The following is a 19,190-nucleotide window of genomic DNA, read 5'->3' as shown; positions in this document are numbered from 1 at the left end:
CTTTTCTTGGCGGCGGATGCGTGATCGTCGGTGCCGGAGGTGGTGCCGACATGAACACGGATCTGGCACGCAAGGCACTCGGCAGGTACGGCGAGGAGCTGGCCGCGCGGCGGCTGGCCGAGGCCGGGATGACGCTCCTGGAGCGCAACTGGCGCTGTGGCCGGGCCGGAGAGATCGACATCGTCGCCCGGGACGGCGACGTACTGGTCATCTGCGAGGTGAAGACCCGCCGCAGCGGCGGCTACGAGCATCCCATGGCCGCGGTCACGCCCGAGAAGGCGCAGCGGCTGCGGGGCCTCGCCGAGGGCTGGCTGCACGCCCACGGGGGCGCCCCGCCGGGCGGCGTCCGCATCGACCTCGTCGGCGTCGTCCTGCCCGACCGCGGCGCGCCCGTCGTCGAGCACGTGCGGGGGGTGGCCTGACATGGGCTTCGCACGCACATGCTCGGTGGCCCTCGTCGGTGTCGAAGGAGTCGTCGTCGAGGTCCAGGCCGACCTCGAACCCGGCGTCGCCGCCTTCACCCTGGTCGGCCTCCCCGACAAGAGCCTGACGGAGAGCCGGGACCGGGTGCGGGCGGCGGTGGTGAACTCGGGCGGTGAGTGGCCGCAGAAGAAACTCACCGTCGGACTCAGCCCCGCGTCCGTCCCCAAGGCGGGCTCCGGCTTCGATCTCGCCGTGGCGTGCGCCGTGCTGGGGGCCGCCGAGCGGATCGACCCGCGGGTGCTCGCCGACATCGTGATGATCGGCGAGCTGGGCCTCGACGGGCGGGTGCGCCCGGTACGGGGCATCCTGCCCGCCGTGCTGGCCGCCGCCGACGCCGGGTACGAACAGGTCGTCGTACCGGAGTGCGCCGCCGCCGAGGCATCGCTGGTCCCGGGGGTGTCCGTGCTCGGCGTACGCAGCCTGCGCCAGCTGATCGCCGTCCTCGCCGACGAGCCCGTACCCGCGGAGGAACCCGACCAGCAGGGCCGTCCAGACCCGCTGCTGGCCGGCCTGCGGGTGCCCGGCACCGGAGCGGCCACCGGCATGCGCAGCGTCGGGGCCGCGCAGCAGGACGCGGGGCACGACCTGGCCGACGTCGTCGGCCAGATCTCGGCACGGACAGCGGTCGAGGTGTCCGCGGCGGGCGGGCACCATCTTTTCCTGGAGGGTCCGCCGGGCGCGGGCAAGACCATGCTCGCCGAACGTCTGCCGGCCGTTCTGCCCCCGCTGACCCGGCAGGACTCGCTGGAGGTCACCGCCGTGCACTCGGTGGCCGGGCTGCTGCCGCCGGGCAAACCCCTCATCGACGTGGCCCCCTACTGCGCCCCGCACCACTCGGCCACCATGCAGGCGCTCGTCGGCGGCGGCCCCGGCGTCGCCCGGCCAGGGGCCGTCTCCCTGGCGCATCGAGGAGTGCTCTTCCTGGACGAGGCCCCCGAATTCAGCGGCCACACCCTCGACGCCCTACGGCAGCCCCTGGAGGCGGGGCACGTGGTGATCGCCCGCAGCGCGGGGGTGGTGCGGTTCCCCGCCCGGTTCCTGATGGTGCTGGCCGCCAATCCCTGTCCGTGCGGGCGCTTCTCGCAGCGCGACATTCTGTGCGAGTGCCCGCCCTCCGCGATCCGCCGCTATCAGGCGCGGCTCTCCGGGCCCCTGCTCGACCGGGTCGACCTGCGGGTCGAGGTGGACCCGGTCAGCCGGTCCGAACTCGCCCACCGCGGTGCCGGGGGTGAGTCCACGGCGACGGTAGCCGCACGGGTGCTGGCCGCACGCGAACGGGCCGCGGCGCGGCTGGCGGGCACCCCGTGGCGGACCAACAGCGAGGTCCCGGGGCGCGAACTGCGCAGCCGGTGGCAGGCCGCCGGCGGTGCGATGGACGAGGCGGAGCGGAACCTGGAGCGGGGCGTGCTGACCGTCCGGGGGCTCGATCGGGTCCTGCGGGTCGCCTGGACCGTCGCCGACCTGGTCGGACACGACCGGCCCGACGCGACGGACGTCGCCCTGGCCCTGCAACTGCGCACCGGAGTCCCCCGGGGCGTGCCCATGGCCATCGGGGCCCTGACGTGAGCGACGCCGAGCTGCTCGACCGGGTGTTTCTCACTCGGGTCATCGAGCCCGGGGACGAGGTCGGTGGACGGTGGGTGCGGCAGGAGGGGGTGGGGGAAGTGGTACGCAGGTTGAAGGGGGGTGGGAGTGCTTTGCCGGGGGTGAGTGAGCTGCGGTGGGCCGGGTTGCGGGCTCGGGCCGGGCGGGCGGAACCTGAGCGGGATCTGGAGGTGGCCCGGACGGCGGGGGTGCGGTTCGTCGGGCCGGGGGACGTGGAGTGGCCGGGGCCGCTGGACGATCTCGGGGATGCCCGGCCGCTCGGCCTGTGGGTGCGGGGGCGGCCCAGTCTGCGCATGTGGGCGTTGCGGTCGGTGGCCGTGGTCGGGGCCCGTGCCTGCACGGAGTACGGCGCGCACATGGCGGCCGACCTGTCCGCGGGGCTTGCCGAGCGCGGCTGGGTCGTGGTGTCCGGCGGCGCCTACGGGGTCGACGGGGCCGCGCACCGTGGGGCACTCGGGGCCGGCGGCGCGACAGTGGCCGTGCTCGCCTGCGGGGTCGATCGGCCCTACCCGCGCGGCCACACCGGGCTGATCAACAGGATCGCCGAACAGGGGCTGGTGGTGGGGGAGTTGCCGCCGGGGGAGCATCCGACGGCGAGCCGGTTCGTGCTGCGGAACCGGGTGATCGCCGCGCTGACCCGGGGGACGGTCGTGGTGGAGGCGGCACACCGCAGCGGTTCGCTCGTCACGGCGCGGGCGGCGCAGCGCCTGGGCCGGCACACCATGGGCGTGCCGGGCCCGGCAACCAGCGGGCTCTCCGCCGGGGTGCACGAGTTGCTGCGCGGCGAGGCGGTGCTGGTCACCGACGCCGCGGAGGTGGTCGAGCTGGTCGGCGACATGGGCGAGCTGGCCCCCGACCGGCGCGGGCCCGTCCTGCCGCGCGACCTGCTGGCGCCGGACGCCCGCCGTGTCCTGGGCGCGCTGCCCGCACGCCGGACCGCCGCCGTCGACGAGATCGCGCGCGGCGCGCAGACCGCCGAGGACGACGCGATCGCGAGACTGTACGAACTCAGAGCCCTCGGCTATGTCGAACGCCACGGCGACGGCTGGAAGTTGACACGCCAGGCGATGGTCTCCGTTCGAGAAGGGCGGCGTCAGTGCTGACCGACTCTGTTCGGCCGTCCGGGGGAACGCGGAACCCCTTGGGAATTCCCGCAGTTGACGCTCCCGGACGGTCCCTCGGATCCACCCGGACCCCCGGGAGGACGCCCAGCGGAACGTATCTGCGCATGGGTCGGGCCCCGCTCTTCGCGCACCGCGACACTCCAGTCACGCTACGCTCACGTGGATTCCGGCACAGACCGGCCGCAGGCACCCCGACCTCACGTACTTCACGGCAGAACGGCACAAGGCGACGAATGCCCCAGCACACCTCCGGGTCCGACCGGGCGGCGATCCCCCCAGCCGCCCGCGACGGTGGCAGCGTGCGGCCGCCCGCTCCCTCGACGCTCGACGAGCTGTGGCGGTCGTACAAGGCGACGGGCGACGAGCGGCTGCGGGAACAGCTGATCCTGCACTACTCGCCGCTGGTGAAGTATGTGGCGGGACGGGTCAGCGTGGGACTGCCGCCCAATGTGGAGCAGGCGGACTTCGTGTCGTCCGGGGTGTTCGGGCTGATCGACGCGATCGAGAAGTTCGACATCGACCGGGAGATCAAGTTCGAGACGTATGCGATCACCCGGATCCGGGGCGCGATGATCGACGAGCTGCGGGCGCTGGACTGGATCCCGCGGTCGGTGCGGCAGAAGGCGCGCAATGTGGAGCGGGCGTACGCGACGCTGGAGGCGCGGCTGCGGCGGACGCCGAGTGAGGGGGAGGTGGCCGCCGAGCTGGGCATCGGGGTCGATGAGCTGCACTCCGTGTTCAGCCAGTTGTCGCTGGCGAACGTGGTGGCGCTGGAGGAGTTGCTGCATGTCGGCGGTGAGGGCGGGGACGGGCTCAGCTTCATGGACACGCTGGAGGACACCGCCGCGGAGAATCCCGTGGAGGTGGCCGAGGACCGGGAGCTGCGGAGGTTTCTGGCGCGGGCGATCAACACGCTGCCCGACCGGGAGAAGACCGTCGTCACGCTGTACTACTACGAGGGGCTCACGCTCGCGGAGATCGGGAACGTGCTCGGGGTGACCGAGAGCCGGGTGAGTCAGATCCACACCAAGTCCGTGCTGCAGTTGCGCGCGAAACTGGCTGCCTTCGGTCGGTGAGTGCCGGGTGGCTCCCATCGCGGGGAGTGCGTCCGTAGAGTGGTTGACGTGCCAAGGATTCGAGCGGCCTCCGTGGCCGAGCACCGGTCGATGCAGCGAGCCGCCCTGCTGGACGCGGCGCGGTCCCTGTTGTCCGAGGGCGGTACGGAGGCGTTGACCTTCCCGGCCCTCGCCGAGCGGACGGGGCTCGCGAGGTCGTCCGTGTACGAGTACTTCCGGTCGCGCGCCGCGGTGGTGGAGGAGCTGTGCGCGGTCGACTTCCCGGTGTGGGCGGCGGAGGTCGAGGCGGCGATGGCGGCCGTGGAGGGGGCCGAGGCCAAGGTCGAGGCGTATGTGCGCAAGCAGCTGGAGCTGGTGGGGGACCGGCGGCATCGGGCTGTGGTGGCGATCTCGGCGAGTGAGCTGGATGACGGGGCGCGGGAGAAGATCCGGGCCGCGCACGGGGGGCTGGTGTCGATGGTCGTCGAGGCGCTGGGGGAGCTGGGGCATGAGGAGCCTCGGCTGGCGGCGATGCTGGTGCAGGGGGTTGTCGACGCGGCTGTGCGGAGAATCGAGCTGGGGGTCGCTGAGGATCCCGGTGTTGTCGCGGACGCGGCGGTGGGAATGGTGCTGCGGGGCGTCCGGGGCTGACGCCGACCGGGGTTGAGCCGGGGTAGGTGCGCAGCCCGGCGTGACGGGGTGCCTCCCCCAGAGGGGGGACCCCCGGCGCCCACCCGTGCCGCCTGGGGGCACCTCTCAGGCCCTTGAAGGCGCTGGGGGAGGCACGACTGCCCGCAGCTAGCGCGGGAGCGGTACGACTGCCCGCAGCCACGCGGCTACGGCGGCAGAGGCACATTGCTCACCGGTAGGAGTCTCGGTGGGGTTCGTCGTAGTAGCCAGGGTGGGAGCAGGGACAGGGGGTTGAGGTAGGTCTCGCCTCTGCGTAGGCCCCAGTGGAGGCAGTGCGCGGTGCAATGGGAGCGCGTGGCTTCCAGCGTGCCCAGGGGCTGGCCCGCGGTCACCTCGTCGCCCTTGCGCACCGTCGGTCGTACCGGCTCGTACGTCGTACGGAGAGGTGGCTCCCCCGTGTCCGTCAGTTCCACGGAGATCACGCCTCGGCCCGCCACCCGGCCGGCGTAGGAGACGCGGCCCGGGGCCACGGCGCGTACCGGGGTGCCGGGTGGGGCCGCCAGGTCGACTCCTCGGTGGCCTCGGGCGTAGGGGGTGAGTGGGGGGTCCCAGGTTCGCAGGACGGGTGGGCGGGCACCGACCGGCCAGAGCCGGGCGATGGGGCTGACCTGTTCGGGTGGCGGGGGCAGTGGGGGTGGTGGGGCCGCTCGGGCCGTCAGGGCGGCCGGCAGTGTGAGCACCAGGGTCAGGAGGCCGGCCGCGCATCGGTTCTGTCGCATGACGGCACCGTGCCGCAGCCCGCTGATCACGGCCGCGGCCTGTGGACTACTGACCGGTTGTGGACAGTGGCGTCACCCGCTGCCCCGCCGGTCCCGTACACTTCTTCTGGCGATCCGGGTCACCGGGTCGACTTCGCACGCCCCGATACGGCCCCCGGACAAGGGTTCGTATCAGCGCCCCTCGGTCCTTTGTGGCAACGGCGCATCGCGGGCGTCAGGCGCGGCCGCTGTCCGGCGGACGCGGCACAACCGAGAAACCAAGGAGAAACGGCCATGGCCGTCGTCACGATGCGGGAGCTGCTGGAGAGCGGCGTCCACTTCGGTCACCAGACCCGTCGCTGGAACCCGAAGATGAAGCGCTTCATCTTCACCGAGCGCAACGGCATCTACATCATCGACCTGCTCCAGTCGCTGTCGTACATCGACCGCGCCTACGAGTTCGTCAAGGAGACCGTCGCCCACGGCGGCACGGTCATGTTCGTCGGCACCAAGAAGCAGGCGCAGGAGGCCATCGCCGAGCAGGCCACCCGCGTCGGCATGCCCTACGTCAACCAGCGCTGGCTGGGCGGCATGCTCACCAACTTCTCGACCGTCTACAAGCGTCTGCAGCGCCTCAAGGAGCTCGAGCAGATCGACTTCGAGGACGTCGCGTCCTCCGGTCTGACCAAGAAGGAGCTCCTGGTCCTCTCCCGCGAGAAGGCCAAGCTGGAGAAGACCCTCGGTGGTATCCGCGAGATGCAGAAGGTGCCCAGCGCCGTCTGGATCGTGGACACCAAGAAGGAGCACATCGCGGTCGGCGAGGCCCGGAAGCTGAACATCCCGGTCGTCGCCATCCTCGACACCAACTGTGACCCCGACGAGGTCGACTACAAGATCCCGGGCAACGACGACGCGATCCGCTCCGTCACCCTGCTCACCCGTGTGATCGCCGACGCCGTCGCCGAGGGCCTCATCGCCCGCTCCGGCGTGGCCGCCGGTGAGAAGGGCGAGAAGGCCGCGGGCGAGCCGCTCGCCGAGTGGGAGCGCGACCTGCTCGAGGGTGAGAAGAAGGCTGAGGAGGCTCCGGCCGCCGCCGAGGCCCCCGCCGCTGCCGAGGCCCCCGCCGCCGAGGCCGCCCCGGCCGCCGAGGGCGAGCAGGTCTGACCCTGTCAGCGCTGACGACGGGGGCGGTCGACATGACGTCCGCCCCCGTCGTTCACCCGTTGGCCGGCCCGACGTACGCGGTCCGCGACTACATGTGGGTCGTGACCGTGCGGATCTAAACGAGAAAGACTCACAGACTCATGGCGAACTACACCGCCGCCGACGTCAAGAAGCTCCGTGAGCTCACGGGCGCCGGCATGATGGACTGCAAGAAGGCGCTGGACGAGGCCGAGGGCAACGTCGAGAAGGCTGTCGAGGCGCTGCGCATCAAGGGCCAGAAGGGCGTCGCCAAGCGCGAGGGCCGCTCCGCCGAGAACGGCGCCGTGGTCTCGATCATCGCCGACGACAACTCCTCCGGTGTCCTCGTCGAGCTGAAGTGCGAGACGGACTTCGTCGCCAAGGGCGAGAAGTTCCAGGCCGTCGCCCACACGATCGCCGAGCACGTCGCCAAGACCGCCCCGGCCGACCTGGAGGCCCTGCTCGGCTCCGAGATCGAGCCCGGCAAGACCGTCCAGGCGTTCGTGGACGAGGCCAACGCCAACCTCGGCGAGAAGATCGTCCTGGACCGCTTCGCGCAGTTCGCCGACGGCTTCGTGACCGCGTACATGCACCGCACGATGCCCGACCTGCCCCCGCAGATCGGTGTCCTCGTCGAGCTGGACAAGCCGAACGCCGAGGTCGCCAAGGGCGTCGCCCAGCACATCGCCGCCTTCGCGCCGAAGTACCTCTCCAAGGAGGACGTGCCGGCCGACGTCGTCGAGGCCGAGCGCCGCATCGCCGAGGAGACCACCCGCGCCGAGGGCAAGCCCGAGGCCGCCCTGCCGAAGATCGTCGAGGGTCGCCTCAACGGCTTCTTCAAGGACGCCACGCTGCTCGGTCAGCCGTACGCCCTGGACAACAAGAAGTCCGTCCAGAAGGTCCTGGACGAGGCCGGTGTCACCCTGAAGCGCTTCACGCGCATCAAGGTCGGCATCTGAGTCCGTACCGCGACGGACGCCCCGCCCCGATAGGGTCGGAGCAGTCGTCCCGATACGCCGTCACCCAGGCGTGTGGCGGACGACAGCAGATCTGACGAGGAGGCCATTGCCGAGAATGGGATGCGGAAACACGCCCCACCGGCAATGGCCTTCTCCTATGTGCACCACGTAACAAAGGCGGGATCTCCATGACCACCAAGGCCCAGAAGAGCGACGACGGCAAAGTACACGGCCGGTTTCTGCTGAAGCTGTCCGGAGAGGCGTTCTCCGGTGGCGGGGGCCTCGGCGTGGATCCGGACGTGGTGCACAAGATCGCCCGTGAGATCGCGGCCGTCGTGCGTGACGGCGCGCAGGTCGCGGTCGTCATCGGTGGCGGCAACTTCTTCCGCGGCGCGGAGCTCCAGGTGCGCGGCATGGACCGCGCCCGCTCGGACTACATGGGCATGCTCGGCACCGTGATGAACTGCCTCGCCCTCCAGGACTTCCTGGAGAAGGAGGGCATCGACAGCCGGGTGCAGACCGCCATCACCATGGGCCAGGTCGCCGAGCCGTACATCCCGCTGCGCGCCGTGCGCCACCTGGAGAAGGGCCGCGTGGTCATCTTCGGCGCCGGTATGGGCATGCCGTACTTCTCCACCGACACCACCGCCGCCCAGCGCGCTCTGGAGATCGACGCCGAGGCGCTGCTCATGGGCAAGAACGGTGTGGACGGGGTCTACGACTCCGACCCGAAGACCAACCCGGACGCCGTCAAGTTCGACGCCCTCGGCTACGGCGAGGTCATCACGCGCGACCTGAAGGTCGCCGACGCCACGGCCATCACCCTGTGCCGTGACAACAAGCTCCCGATCCTCGTCTTCGAGCTTCTGGCCGAGGGCAATATCGCCCGCGCCGTCAAGGGTGAGAAGATCGGCACGCTGGTGGGCGAACACGCCAGTCAGGGCTGATACCCCCGCCGGGGGATGGACAATGTCCTGCCGGTCGGGAAACGTGCAGGAAGAAGACGCGACGCAGCCGGCCGCCGCCCCCCGCAAGGAACCGCAGCCGGGCCTACTCAAGACACGCAGGAGCAAGTGGTGATCGAAGAGACCCTCCTCGAGGCCGAGGAGAAGATGGAGAAGGCCGTCGTGGTCGCCAAGGAGGACTTCGCCGCGATCCGCACCGGCCGTGCGCACCCGGCGATGTTCAACAAGATCGTGGCCGACTACTACGGTGCGCCGACGCCGATCAACCAGATGGCCTCGTTCTCCGTGCCGGAGCCGCGCATGGCGGTCGTGACCCCGTTCGACAAGAGCGCGCTGCGCAACATCGAGCAGGCGATCCGCGACTCCGACCTGGGCGTCAACCCGAGCAACGACGGCAACATCATCCGGGTGGTGTTCCCCGAGCTCACCGAGGAGCGCCGCCGCGAGTACATCAAGGTCGCCAAGGGCAAGGGCGAGGACGCCAAGGTGTCCATCCGCTCCGTGCGCCGCAAGGCCAAGGACGCCATCGACAAGCTGATCAAGGACGGCGAGGTCGGCGAGGACGAGGGCCGCCGTGCGGAGAAGGAGCTCGACGACCTGACGGCGAAGTACGTCGCCCAGGTGGACGAGCTGCTCAAGCACAAGGAAGCGGAGCTGCTCGAGGTCTGATGAACGACTCTTCCTGGGGGGCGCCGCCACAGGCCGGGCAGGCCGGGTACTGGGGGCCCACCGAGCGTGGGCCTGTCCAGGGGTCTGCCCCGGCGGGTCCCGCGTACGATGCGCCTGAGGCGCAGCAGACTCGCCCCATGCCCATCGTGCCCGACGGACCCGCTGTGCCTCGGTACGGCGACGACCAGGATGACGACCGGGGGGCCGCTCGGCTGAGTGGCCCCTTGTTCCGCGACGAGACGCCGCAGCAGCGGCCGTACGACACCCCGTCGGCACAGCCCTCTGCGGCGGTGCCGCAGAATCCGGAGCCCATGCCCGACGTCCCGCAGCCGGCGTCCGCGCCGCAGAAGAAGAGCGCGGGCCGTGACCTCGGCGCGGCCATAGGCGTCGGGGTCGGGCTCGGTGCGGTGATCGTCGCCTCGTTGTTCTTCGTCAAGGCCGTGTTCGTCGGCGTCATCGCGGTCGCCGTGGTCGTCGGCCTGTGGGAGCTGACCAGTCGGCTGCAGGAGCGCAAGGAGATCAGGGCGCCCCTGGTGCCGCTCGCGGTCGGCGGTGCGGCGATGGTCGTCGCCGGCTATGCCCGCGGCGCCGAGGGCGCATGGATCGCCATGGCGCTGACCGCGCTGGCGGTGCTGGTCTGGCGGATGACGGAACCGCCCGAGGGCTACCTCAAGGACGTCACCGCGGGCGTCTTCGCGGCGTTCTACGTGCCCTTCCTGGCCACCTTCGTGGCGCTGATGCTCGCCGCCGACGACGGGCCCTGGCGGGTGCTGACCTTCCTGCTGCTGACGGTCGTCAGCGACACGGGCGCGTACGCCGTCGGCTGGCGCTTCGGCAAGCACAAGCTCGCCCCGCGGATCAGCCCCGGCAAGACCCGCGAGGGACTGCTCGGTGCGGTGTCCTTCGCAATGGTCGTGGGCGCGCTGTGCATGCAGTTCCTGATCGACGACGGCACCTGGTGGCAGGGGCTGCTGCTGGGCCTCGCGGTCGCGGTCAGCGCCACGCTCGGTGACCTCGGCGAGTCCATGATCAAGCGGGACCTCGGCATCAAGGACATGGGCACGCTGCTCCCCGGTCACGGGGGCATCATGGACCGCCTGGACTCGCTGCTGCCGACCGCTCCGGTGGTGTGGCTGCTGCTGGTGATCTTCGTCGGGTCCGGCTGAGCGGTATCGATCCCGAGTGGGCTCTCGTCCTGTGCCTGTGCCTGTGCCTGTGCACGGGGCGGGGGCCCGCCGCTGTGTGCGGGGATGGCCGCTCCGGCGGACAAGTGGGACGATTCACCTGTAAGCCCTCGAAAGGGTTGTCCCAGAGGGAGGGTGACATGTCCGCCTACCACGACGAATTCGACATCGACTGCCGTCCCGAGGACGTCTGGGCCTACGTCGCCGACCCCACCCACCTGCCCGAGTGGCAGAAGAGCGCGGTGTCGGCGGAGCGGCTCGACAACACTCCACTGGGCATCGGGTCCCGGGTGCGCGTGCTCCGGCACGTCGGCCGTCGCGAGATCCCGATGACCATGGAGTACACCCAGTACGACCCACCGCGCGCCTGGGGCATGCGCGGCATCGACGGCCCGGTCAGGGGCCGCTTCCACGGCGAGATCACCCCGATCGGCGACGGCACCCGCTCCCACGTCACCCTGGACCTCGACTTCGAGTCCCACGGCATCGGCAAGGTCCTCGTCCCCCTCGTCGTACGCCCCCAGGTCCGCAAGGAGATGCCGGACAACGAGCGACTCCTCAAGGACCGGCTGGAGCACAGCACTCCGTAGACCCGTCCACATCGACCTGGGGTTGACGGCGAGCAGGTACGCTGGAAGGGCCTGTGGCGTCCTGCCACGGGCCCTTTGGTTCGTCCCCGCCCCAGCGGGGGTTGTCCTGTGAGGTCTCCCGGCTTCGGCACCGCCGAGCCGTGGTCCCCGCACACGCGGGGGTGCGAGGCCCCGTCGTCATGAGGAGTCACCCGACCGTGGCACGCCCCGCCCCCGGAGAACTCACCTTTGTCGCGCCGCGCGGAGCCAAGAAGCCGCCGCGGCATCTCGCTGATCTCACGCCCGCCGAGCGGAAAGCGGTCGTGGCCGAGGTCGGGGAGAAGCCGTTTCGTGCCAAGCAGCTGTCGCAGCACTACTTCGCGCGGTACGCGCACGACCCGGGGGAGTGGACCGACATCCCGGCCGGGTCGCGGGAGAAGCTGCGGGAGGCGTTGTTCCCCGAGCTGATGACTGTCGTACGGCATCTGTCGACGGACCAGGGGACCACCCGCAAGACGCTGTGGCGGCTGTTCGACGGGACGCTCGTCGAGTCGGTGCTGATGCGGTATCCGGACCGGGTGACCATGTGCATCAGCTCGCAGGCGGGGTGCGGGATGAACTGCCCGTTCTGTGCGACCGGGCAGGCCGGGCTGGACCGGAATCTGTCCACCGCGGAGATCGTGCACCAGATCGTCGACGGGATGCGGGCGCTCAGGGACGGGGAGGTGCCGGGCGGGCCGGCGCGGCTGTCCAACATCGTGTTCATGGGCATGGGTGAGCCGCTCGCCAATTACAGGCGTGTGGTCACGGCCATTCGCGCGCTGACCGATACCGCCCCGGACGGGCTCGGGCTGTCGCAGCGCGGCATCACCGTGTCGACGGTCGGCCTGGTGCCCGCCATCCACCGGTTCGCCGACGAGGGCTTCAAGTGCCGGCTCGCGATCTCCCTGCACGCGCCCGACGACGAGCTGCGCGACACCCTCGTCCCCGTCAACACGCGGTGGAAGGTGCGCGAGGTCCTCGACGCGGGCTTCGAGTACGCCGAGAAGTCCGGCCGCCGGCTGTCGATCGAGTACGCGCTGATCCGCGACATCAACGACCAGGCATGGCGGGGCGACCGTCTCGGACGGCTCCTCAAGGGCAGGCCGGTGCACGTCAACCTCATCCCGCTGAACCCGACGCCCGGCTCGAAGTGGACCGCCTCCCGGCCCGAGGACGAGAAGGCGTTCGTCGAGGCGATCGCCGCGCACGGGGTGCCGGTGACCATCCGGGACACCCGCGGGCAGGAGATCGACGGAGCCTGTGGTCAGCTCGCGGCCACCGAGCGGTAATCTGGGCGCGTCAGCGTCCGTACACCTTCACATCTTCATATTCCGACAGGGGAGCGCCACAGCGCTGAGAGTGCGGCGACCAGGCCGCAGACCCTCTGAACCTCGCCCAGGTCATTCTGGGTAGGAAGTTCGGTCACCGCTCAAGCTGTTGCGCCCTGCCCGGGCACCCCTCCAGGGGTCCCGGGCAGGGCCGCGTCTCTTCCTGGTCCACCCCAGGAGGAATCCAGTGCACAAGAAGAGTCTTCTCGCCGCGGCCATGGGCCTCGGCCTCGTCACGCTGTCCGCGTGCGGATCGGCGTCGTCCGACGACACCGGGTCCGCGTCCGGCGGCGGCTCCAAGATCGAGACCGTCACTCTGGTCAGCCACAACTCATGGGCCGTCTCCAAGGAGGTCCTCGCCGACTTCGAGAAGAAGTCCGGCTTCAAGGTCAAGGTGCTCACCGACGGTGACGCCGGGCAGGCCGCCAACAAGGCGATCCTGACCAAGGACAACCCGCAGGGCGATGTCCTCTTCGGCGTCGACAACACACTGCTGTCGCGAGCCCTCGACAACGACCTCTTCCAGCCGTACGAGGCCAAGGGGCTGGACCAGGTCGGCGAGGAGTACCAGCTCGACGCCGGCAAGCACCGGGTCACGCCCGTCGACTTCGGCGACATCTGCGTCAACTACGACAAGAAGTACTTCGCCGATCACAAGCTGGCCCCGCCGGCCGGCTTCGACGACCTGATCAAGCCCGAGTACAAGAACCTCCTGGTCACGGAGAACGCCTCCACCTCCTCGCCCGGCCTCGGCTTCCTGCTCGCCACCGCCGCGAAGTACGGCGACGAGGGCTGGCAGGACTACTGGAAGAAGCTCAAGGACAACGGCGTGAAGGTGGTCGACGGCTGGGAGCAGGCGTACAACGAGGAGTTCTCCGGTTCGGCCGGCGGCAGGGCGGCCGGCGCCGACCGACCCCTCGTCGTGTCGTACGCGTCCTCGCCGCCCGCCGAGGTGATCTTCGGCGACCCGAAGCCGACCACCGCCCCGACGGGCGTGGCGACCGGCACCTGCTTCCGGCAGATCGAGTTCGCGGGGCTGCTGAACAACGCGAAGAACGCCGAGGGCGGCAAGGCGCTGATCGACTTCCTGATCGGCAAGGAGTTCCAGGAGGACATGCCGCTCAACATGTTCGTCTACCCGGTGGCCGAGGGCGCGGCCGTGCCCGCCGAGTTCACCCAGTACGGACCCGCCGCCGAGAACCCCCTGACGATGGACCCGTCGAAGATCGCCGCCGAGCGGGACCAGTGGGTCAAGTCGTGGACCTCGCTCGTACTGAAGTAACGGTCCGCGAGGGCCGTACGAAGGCGTCGGTCCGGTCGGGCGCGGCGCGGCTGGGGCTGATGGTCCTGCCCGTCGCGTTCTTCGGCGTCTTCTTCGCCTATCCCGTCGCCGCGATCGTCGCCCGCGGCCTGAACGTCGACGGCAGCTGGCAGTTCGGGCGGATCGCGAAGGTGCTGGGCGACCCGGGCATCCGGCACGTCCTGTGGTTCACGACCTGGCAGGCGCTCGCGTCCACCGCGCTCACCCTGCTGATCGCGCTGCCGGGCGCGTATGTCTTCGCGCGTCTGGACTTCCCGGGCAAGCAGGTGCTGCGGGCCGTGGTCACCGTGCCGTTCGTGCTGCCGACCGTCGTCGTCGGTACGGCCTTCCTGGCGCTCGTCGGGCGCGGCGGGCTCCTCGACGAGCTGTGGGGTGTACGGCTGGACACCACCGTGTGGGCGATCCTGCTGGCGCATGTCTTCTTCAACTACGCGGTCGTCGTCCGGACCGTCGGCGGGCTGTGGGCGCAGCTCGACCCCCGGCAGGAGGAGGCGGCGCGGATGCTCGGCGCGTCGCCGCTGACGGCCTGGCGGAAGGTGACCCTGCCCGCGCTCGGGCCGGCCGTGGCGGCGGCCGCGCTGATGGTCTTCCTGTTCACCTTCACCTCCTTCGGAGTGGTGCAGATCCTCGGCGGGCCGACCTTCTCCACCCTCGAAGTGGAGATCTACCGGCAGACCTCCGAGATCTTCGACCTGTCCACGGCGGCCGTGCTCACGCTGGTGCAGTTCGCGGCCGTCGGCGCGATCCTCGCCGTGCACGCCTGGACGGTACGGCGGCGGGAGAGCGCCCTGCGGCTGGTGGACGCCTCGGTGACGGCGCGGCGGCCGCGCGGCGGCGGGCAGTGGGCGCTGCTGGCGGGGGTGCTGGTCACCGTCGTACTGCTGCTTGTGCTGCCGCTGGCCGTGCTGGTGGAGCGGTCGCTGGGGGCGGCCGACCTCGGGTACTACCGGGCGCTGACCTCGGACGAGAGCAGTGTCTTCCTGGTGCCGCCGATCGACGCGATAGGGAACTCGCTGCGGTACGCCCTCGCCGCCACTGTGATCGCCCTGGTGATCGGCGGGCTCGCGGCGGCCGCGTTGACGCGGCGGGACGCCGGACGGTTCGTACGGGGGTTCGATGCGCTGCTGATGTTGCCGCTCGGGGTGTCCGCGGTGACCGTCGGCTTCGGCTTTCTGATCGCGCTCGACGAGCCTCCGCTGGATCTGCGGGCCAGCTGGTTCCTGGTGCCGCTGGCGCAGGCGCTGGTCGGTGTCCCGTTCGTCGTACGGACGATGCTGCCCGTGCTGCGGGCGGTGGACGAGCGGCTGCGGGAGGCGGCGGCCGTGCTCGGGGCCTCGCCGTGGCGGGTGTGGCGTGAGGTCGATCTGCCGATGGTGCGGCGGGCGCTGCTGGTCGCGGCGGGGTTCGCCTTCGCGGTGTCGCTGGGCGAGTTCGGGGCTACGGTGTTCATCGCGCGCTCCGACAGTCCGACGCTGCCGGTCGCGGTGGCGCGGCTGCTCGGGCGGGCCGGGGAACTCAACTACGGCCAGGCGATGGCCCTTTCCACGATTCTGATGCTGGTGTGCGCGGCGGCTCTGCTGGCCCTGGAGGGGCTGCGGGGCGCGAACCGGACGGGGGAGTTCTGATGCTGCTGGGGCTGGAGCGGGCGACCGTGCGGTTCGGTGGGCGGGCCGTGCTCGACGCGGTCGATCTTGAGGTCGCCGAGCATGAGGTGGTGTGTGTGCTCGGGCCGAGCGGTAGCGGCAAGTCGACGCTGCTGAGGGCTGTCGCCGGGTTGCAGGTCCTTGACTCCGGGCGGGTTCTGCTGGACGGGCGGGACCAGGTGGGGGTGCCCGCGCATCGTCGGGGGGTGGGGCTGATGTTCCAGGATCATCAGCTGTTTCCGCAGCGGGACGTGGGCGGGAACGTGGCGTTCGGGCTGCGGATGCACGGGGTGTCCAAGCGGGAACGGGACGATCGGGTGGGGGAGTTGCTCGACCTCGTCGGGCTGCCCGGGGCCGCGCGGCGGGCCGTGGGTGCGTTGTCCGGGGGTGAGCAGCAGCGGGTCGCGCTGGCGCGGGCGTTGGCGCCGCGGCCTCGGCTGCTGATGCTGGACGAGCCGCTGGGGCAGCTGGACCGGTCGCTGCGGGAGCGGCTGGTGGTCGAACTGCGGGAGTTGTTCGGGCGGTTGGGTACGACCGTGCTGGCGGTGACACATGATCAGGGCGAGGCGTTCGCGTTGGCCGACCGGGTGGTGGTGATGCGGGACGGGCGGATCGCGCAGTCCGGTACGCCGTTGGAGGTGTGGCAGCGGCCGGCGGATGCGTTTGTGGCGCGGTTCCTCGGCTTCGACAACGTGGTGGAGGCGAGTGTGGTGGGGGAGGTCGCCGATACGCCGTGGGGGAAGGTGCCGGTGCCCGGCGGCTCGGCGCAGGGGGAGCGGGTGGTGCTGGTGCGGCCGGGTGGGGTGCGGTTGGTGGGGGTGGAGGCGGGGTTGCGGTGCGCGGTGAGTGGGCGGACGTTTCGGGGCACGCATGTTGCTGTGCAGCTTCAGCCGGGGGATGGGCCTCGGTTGGAGGCGGCGTGTGCGTTGCGGGAGGCGCCGGAGGTGGGGGATGTGGTGGGGGTCGACTTCGACGCGGCCGAAATCGTGGTGCTGGGCTGAAGGGCGCGGCGGTGTTGGGGGGTGGGTGCGCAGCCCGGCGCCGTGGGGTGCCTCCCCCAGAGGGGGGGACCCCAGCGGCACGACTGCCCGCAGCTACGTGAGTACGTAGGCCGCGGTTGGGTGGGGCGTCAGCGGTTGGTGCCTCGGCGGCGCATGGCGAAGATGACCGCTGTGGCGCCCAGGGTGACCAGGGTGGCGGCGATGCCGATGATGAGACCGGTGTTGGAGCCGGCGCCGGTTTCCGCGAGGTTGGATTCGCCGGCGGGGGACGGGGCGTTGATGGCCGTGTCGGTCGGCGGGGTGGTGGTGCTGGTGCTCGGGGTCGGGGTGGCGGGCTCCGACTCGGGCTGTGAGGGGGTCTGGGTGGTGGGCTCGGACGGGGTCTGGGTCACCGGCGGGGTGGGGGTGGCCGTGTCCTCGGACTTGCAGGGCTTGGAGGGCGCGGTCAGGTTCGGGGTGATGTCCTCGTCGATCTGGTTGCCGGCCGTGACGTGGATCCGGTAGATCGCGCCGGGCTCCCAGTCCTCCTCGAAGGTGATGGTGACGCCTTCCTTGGAGCCCTGGACCTCCAGCTCGCCGACCTTGCGCAGGTCGGCGCCGTTGTTCTCCAGGAACACGGAGACGACGGCCGGGGTGCCCGCGGGGTCCTTGTCGGTGACGGTGATGACACCCTTGTCGCCGTCGCAGACGGCCGCGGCGGAGAAGTCCTTGATGTTGGAGGCGAGTGCGCCGCCGGCGGCGCTGAACACGAGCGCCGCCGAGGCGGCGGTGACACCGAGCATGCGGGCCGAACGGGCGGCGATGCGGCGGGAAAGGGACACGTTTGTCCTTTACGGAGGTGCAGCTGCGGGGGGTTGGGCGGGGATGTGGCGCACCACGATGTGCCCCGGGGGGCGCAGCATCCCCACGAGACTCACAGGTCTATAAGTGCTCCATAAGAAGTGTCAATGCGCGGGCCGCTCACGGCGATTGGCTTTGCCTGCTTATTAACCGCCGAGACGTTTCAACGCCTCAGGAGCGTCCTCGATCCGGTCAACGAGTGCGATACGGGACTCCATGGCACGCTCCCGGGCGAGTTCCCGCAGCAGCGGCCAGGCCGGCAGCCGCTGCGTCCAGTGCGCGCGGTCCACCAGGACCACCGGGGTCGGCTCACCGCGCGACTCGTAGTAGTTCGGCGTCGCGTTGTCGAAGATCTCCTGTACGGTGCCGGCGGCGCCCGGCAGGAACACGACCCCGGCGTTGGAGCGGGCCAGCAGGCCGTCCTCGCGCAGCGCGTTGGCGAAGTACTTGGCGATGTGCGCGGCGAAGGGATTCGGCGGCTCGTGTCCGTAGAACCAGGTGGGGATGCCGACGGAGGCGCCGCCGTTCGGCCAGCGGGTGCGCACCTCGAAGGCTGCCGTCGCCCACTCGGTGATGGAGGGGGTGAAGAGCGGTGCCTTGGCGAGGAGTTGGAGTGCGTCGGTGAGCATCTCGTCCTCGAACGGGGCCGCGTACGCGCCGAGGTTCGCCGCCTCCATCGCGCCCGGGCCGCCGCCGGTCGCCACCGTGAGGCCGGAGCGGGCGAGTTCGCGGCCGAGGCGGGCGGCGCCGGCGTACGACTCCGTGCCGCGTGCCATCGCGTGGCCGCCCATGACGCCCACCACCCGGGAGCCGGCGAGGAGTTCGTCGAGCGCGTCGGAGACGGCGTCGTCGTGGATCGAGCGGAGCATCGACGCGAAGATGTCGCCGTCTGCCTTCGCCTGCTGGAACCAGGCGTAGGTGAGGGCGTCCGGTGTCGCCTCGTAGCCCTCGGGGAGCCCGGCGAAGAGCTCGTCGGGGGAGTAGAGCAGGCCCCGGTAGGGGTCGAAGGGGAGGCCCGGGACGGGCGGGAAGACCAGGGCGCCGGCGGTGCGGGTGTGGGTCGCGGCCTCCGGGGCCATCGGGCAGCCGAGGAAGACGGTGCCCGTGGTGTCCATGGAGAGGAGTATGTCCGTGCGGTCGGTGAGGTCGACCGCCTGGACGCGGTAGTGGCCGAGGGTGCCGTACCGGGTGATCACCTCGTCGAACTCGGCGAGGGTCTCTATCTCGCGGTCGTGGGAGCCGTCGTAGGGCTGGGACGGCGGGAACGGGCGCGCGGACGGGTTCGGCTGGGCGGGTGTCGTGTGCACCCGCCCATGCTGGCACAGGGGTGTTCGGTCTTGATCATCCCCGATCAGCTCCGGTCCCGTTGGGTCAGCCCTCGATCGCCGACGGGTCCATCCAGACGACCTCCCAGGTGTGGCCGTCGAGGTCGTCGAAGGCGCGGCCGTACATGAAGCCCATGTCCTGGACCCTCGGGGAGGCGGTGCCGCCGGCGGCGACGGCCTTCTCGACCAGCTCGTCCACCTTCTCGCGGCTCTCGGCGCTCAGGGCGACCAGGACCTCGCTGGTCTTCGTGGCGTCCGCGATCTCCTTGTCGGTGAAGGTCGAGTAGAACGGCTTGGTGAGCAGCATCGCGACGATGGTGTCGCTGATGACGACCGAGGCCGCGTTCTCGTCGCTGAACTGCGGGTTGATCGTGTAGCCCAGCTCCGTGAAGAACTTCTTCGAGGCGTCGAGGTCGTTGACGGGCAGGTTCACGAAGATCATCTGCTGGTACATGCGGGGTCTCTCCCATCGGTGTTGTGTTGTTCGGTGGGTTAGACCCGGGGGGT

At 70.7% G+C, this 19,190-nt stretch carries 19 protein-coding genes and 1 riboswitch; of the genes, 15 read left to right on the top strand and 4 right to left on the bottom strand.

Annotated features, from left to right (window positions below):
- Window positions 1–20 precede the first annotated feature (20 nt).
- From ACH5AC_RS26700 to ACH5AC_RS26680, 5 genes are all read left to right on the top strand, one after another.
- Window positions 21–422, top strand: a complete 402-nt coding sequence (locus ACH5AC_RS26700; RefSeq protein ID WP_398864713.1) for a YraN family protein — start codon at window positions 21–23, stop codon at window positions 420–422.
- Between the two features lies 1 nt (window position 423).
- On the top strand, window positions 424–2,049 hold the full coding sequence (locus ACH5AC_RS26695; RefSeq protein WP_398864712.1) for a YifB family Mg chelatase-like AAA ATPase: 1,626 nt from the start codon (window positions 424–426) through the stop codon (window positions 2,047–2,049).
- Window positions 2,046–3,191, top strand: coding sequence for a DNA-processing protein DprA (gene dprA, locus ACH5AC_RS26690; RefSeq protein WP_398864711.1), 1,146 nt, complete (start codon window positions 2,046–2,048; stop codon window positions 3,189–3,191). The genes ACH5AC_RS26695 and dprA overlap by 4 nt, the downstream gene beginning before the upstream one ends.
- Before the next feature lie 254 nt (window positions 3,192–3,445).
- On the top strand, window positions 3,446–4,288 hold the full coding sequence (gene whiG / locus ACH5AC_RS26685; RefSeq protein WP_398864710.1) for an RNA polymerase sigma factor WhiG: 843 nt from the start codon (window positions 3,446–3,448) through the stop codon (window positions 4,286–4,288).
- A gap of 72 nt (window positions 4,289–4,360) precedes the next feature.
- A complete protein-coding gene (locus tag ACH5AC_RS26680) occupies window positions 4,361–4,918 on the top strand; it encodes a TetR/AcrR family transcriptional regulator (RefSeq protein ID WP_398864837.1) in 558 nt (185 codons plus the stop codon).
- A 185-nt stretch (window positions 4,919–5,103) separates the two neighbouring features.
- On the opposite strand, the gene ACH5AC_RS26675 is transcribed toward ACH5AC_RS26680, so the two are convergent.
- The gene (locus ACH5AC_RS26675; RefSeq protein ID WP_398864709.1) at window positions 5,104–5,676 is read right to left on the bottom strand and encodes a M23 family metallopeptidase; all 573 of its coding nucleotides are present in this window, start codon (window positions 5,674–5,676) and stop codon (window positions 5,104–5,106) included.
- A gap of 273 nt (window positions 5,677–5,949) precedes the next feature.
- Here ACH5AC_RS26675 and rpsB point away from each other — a divergent pair, with 273 nt between their 5' ends.
- The 10 genes from rpsB to ACH5AC_RS26625 all read left to right on the top strand — a co-directional run bounded on the left by rpsB (window position 5,950) and on the right by ACH5AC_RS26625 (window position 16,518).
- Window positions 5,950–6,819, top strand: a complete 870-nt coding sequence (gene rpsB / locus ACH5AC_RS26670) for a 30S ribosomal protein S2 (RefSeq protein ID WP_398864708.1) — start codon at window positions 5,950–5,952, stop codon at window positions 6,817–6,819.
- Between the two features lie 140 nt (window positions 6,820–6,959).
- A complete protein-coding gene (gene tsf / locus ACH5AC_RS26665; protein WP_398864707.1) occupies window positions 6,960–7,796 on the top strand; it encodes a translation elongation factor Ts in 837 nt (278 codons plus the stop codon).
- A 188-nt stretch (window positions 7,797–7,984) separates the two neighbouring features.
- Window positions 7,985–8,743, top strand: coding sequence for a UMP kinase (gene pyrH / locus ACH5AC_RS26660; protein WP_398864706.1), 759 nt, complete (start codon window positions 7,985–7,987; stop codon window positions 8,741–8,743).
- A 129-nt stretch (window positions 8,744–8,872) separates the two neighbouring features.
- Window positions 8,873–9,430 (top strand): ribosome recycling factor, encoded by a 558-nt coding sequence (gene frr, locus ACH5AC_RS26655; protein WP_398864705.1) that lies wholly within the window; start codon window positions 8,873–8,875, stop codon window positions 9,428–9,430.
- Entirely contained in the window at window positions 9,430–10,596 is a 1,167-nt protein-coding gene (locus ACH5AC_RS26650) for a phosphatidate cytidylyltransferase (protein WP_398864704.1), read from the top strand. The genes frr and ACH5AC_RS26650 overlap by 1 nt, the downstream gene beginning before the upstream one ends.
- A gap of 158 nt (window positions 10,597–10,754) precedes the next feature.
- Window positions 10,755–11,204 (top strand): SRPBCC family protein, encoded by a 450-nt coding sequence (locus ACH5AC_RS26645; protein WP_398864703.1) that lies wholly within the window; start codon window positions 10,755–10,757, stop codon window positions 11,202–11,204.
- Window positions 11,205–11,401: 197 nt separating this feature from the next.
- Complete coding sequence (rlmN, locus tag ACH5AC_RS26640) at window positions 11,402–12,514, top strand: 23S rRNA (adenine(2503)-C(2))-methyltransferase RlmN (protein ID WP_398864702.1); 1,113 nt, start codon at window positions 11,402–11,404, stop codon at window positions 12,512–12,514.
- 37 nt (window positions 12,515–12,551) lie between these two features.
- A riboswitch (TPP riboswitch) is annotated at window positions 12,552–12,659 on the top strand.
- Window positions 12,660–12,770: 111 nt separating this feature from the next.
- Window positions 12,771–13,835, top strand: coding sequence for a thiamine ABC transporter substrate binding subunit (locus tag ACH5AC_RS26635; protein ID WP_398864836.1), 1,065 nt, complete (start codon window positions 12,771–12,773; stop codon window positions 13,833–13,835).
- Window positions 13,811–15,499 carry an ABC transporter permease gene (locus tag ACH5AC_RS26630; RefSeq protein ID WP_398864701.1) on the top strand — a complete coding sequence of 563 codons (1,689 nt, stop codon included), beginning with the start codon at window positions 13,811–13,813 and terminating at the stop codon, window positions 15,497–15,499. Before ACH5AC_RS26635 ends, ACH5AC_RS26630 begins: the two co-directional genes overlap by 25 nt.
- Complete coding sequence (locus tag ACH5AC_RS26625; RefSeq protein WP_398864700.1) at window positions 15,499–16,518, top strand: ABC transporter ATP-binding protein; 1,020 nt, start codon at window positions 15,499–15,501, stop codon at window positions 16,516–16,518. Before ACH5AC_RS26630 ends, ACH5AC_RS26625 begins: the two co-directional genes overlap by 1 nt.
- 128 nt (window positions 16,519–16,646) lie before the next feature.
- Here the strand turns inward: ACH5AC_RS26625 and ACH5AC_RS26620 are convergent, their stop codons facing one another.
- From ACH5AC_RS26620 to ACH5AC_RS26610, 3 genes are all read right to left on the bottom strand, one after another.
- Window positions 16,647–17,339, bottom strand: a complete 693-nt coding sequence (locus tag ACH5AC_RS26620; protein ID WP_398864699.1) for an LAETG motif-containing sortase-dependent surface protein — start codon at window positions 17,337–17,339, stop codon at window positions 16,647–16,649.
- A 165-nt stretch (window positions 17,340–17,504) separates the two neighbouring features.
- Window positions 17,505–18,665, bottom strand: a complete 1,161-nt coding sequence (locus tag ACH5AC_RS26615; protein WP_398864698.1) for an LOG family protein — start codon at window positions 18,663–18,665, stop codon at window positions 17,505–17,507.
- A 64-nt stretch (window positions 18,666–18,729) separates the two neighbouring features.
- On the bottom strand, window positions 18,730–19,137 hold the full coding sequence (locus ACH5AC_RS26610; protein WP_398864697.1) for a VOC family protein: 408 nt from the start codon (window positions 19,135–19,137) through the stop codon (window positions 18,730–18,732).
- Between the last annotated feature and the right edge of the window lie 53 nt (window positions 19,138–19,190).

Origin of the sequence: Streptomyces sp. NPDC018693 (assembly GCF_044391385.1) — a bacterium.
Classification (GTDB): Bacteria; Actinomycetota; Actinomycetes; order Streptomycetales; family Streptomycetaceae; genus Streptomyces.
This window is presented reverse-complemented; position numbering and strand designations above follow the sequence as displayed.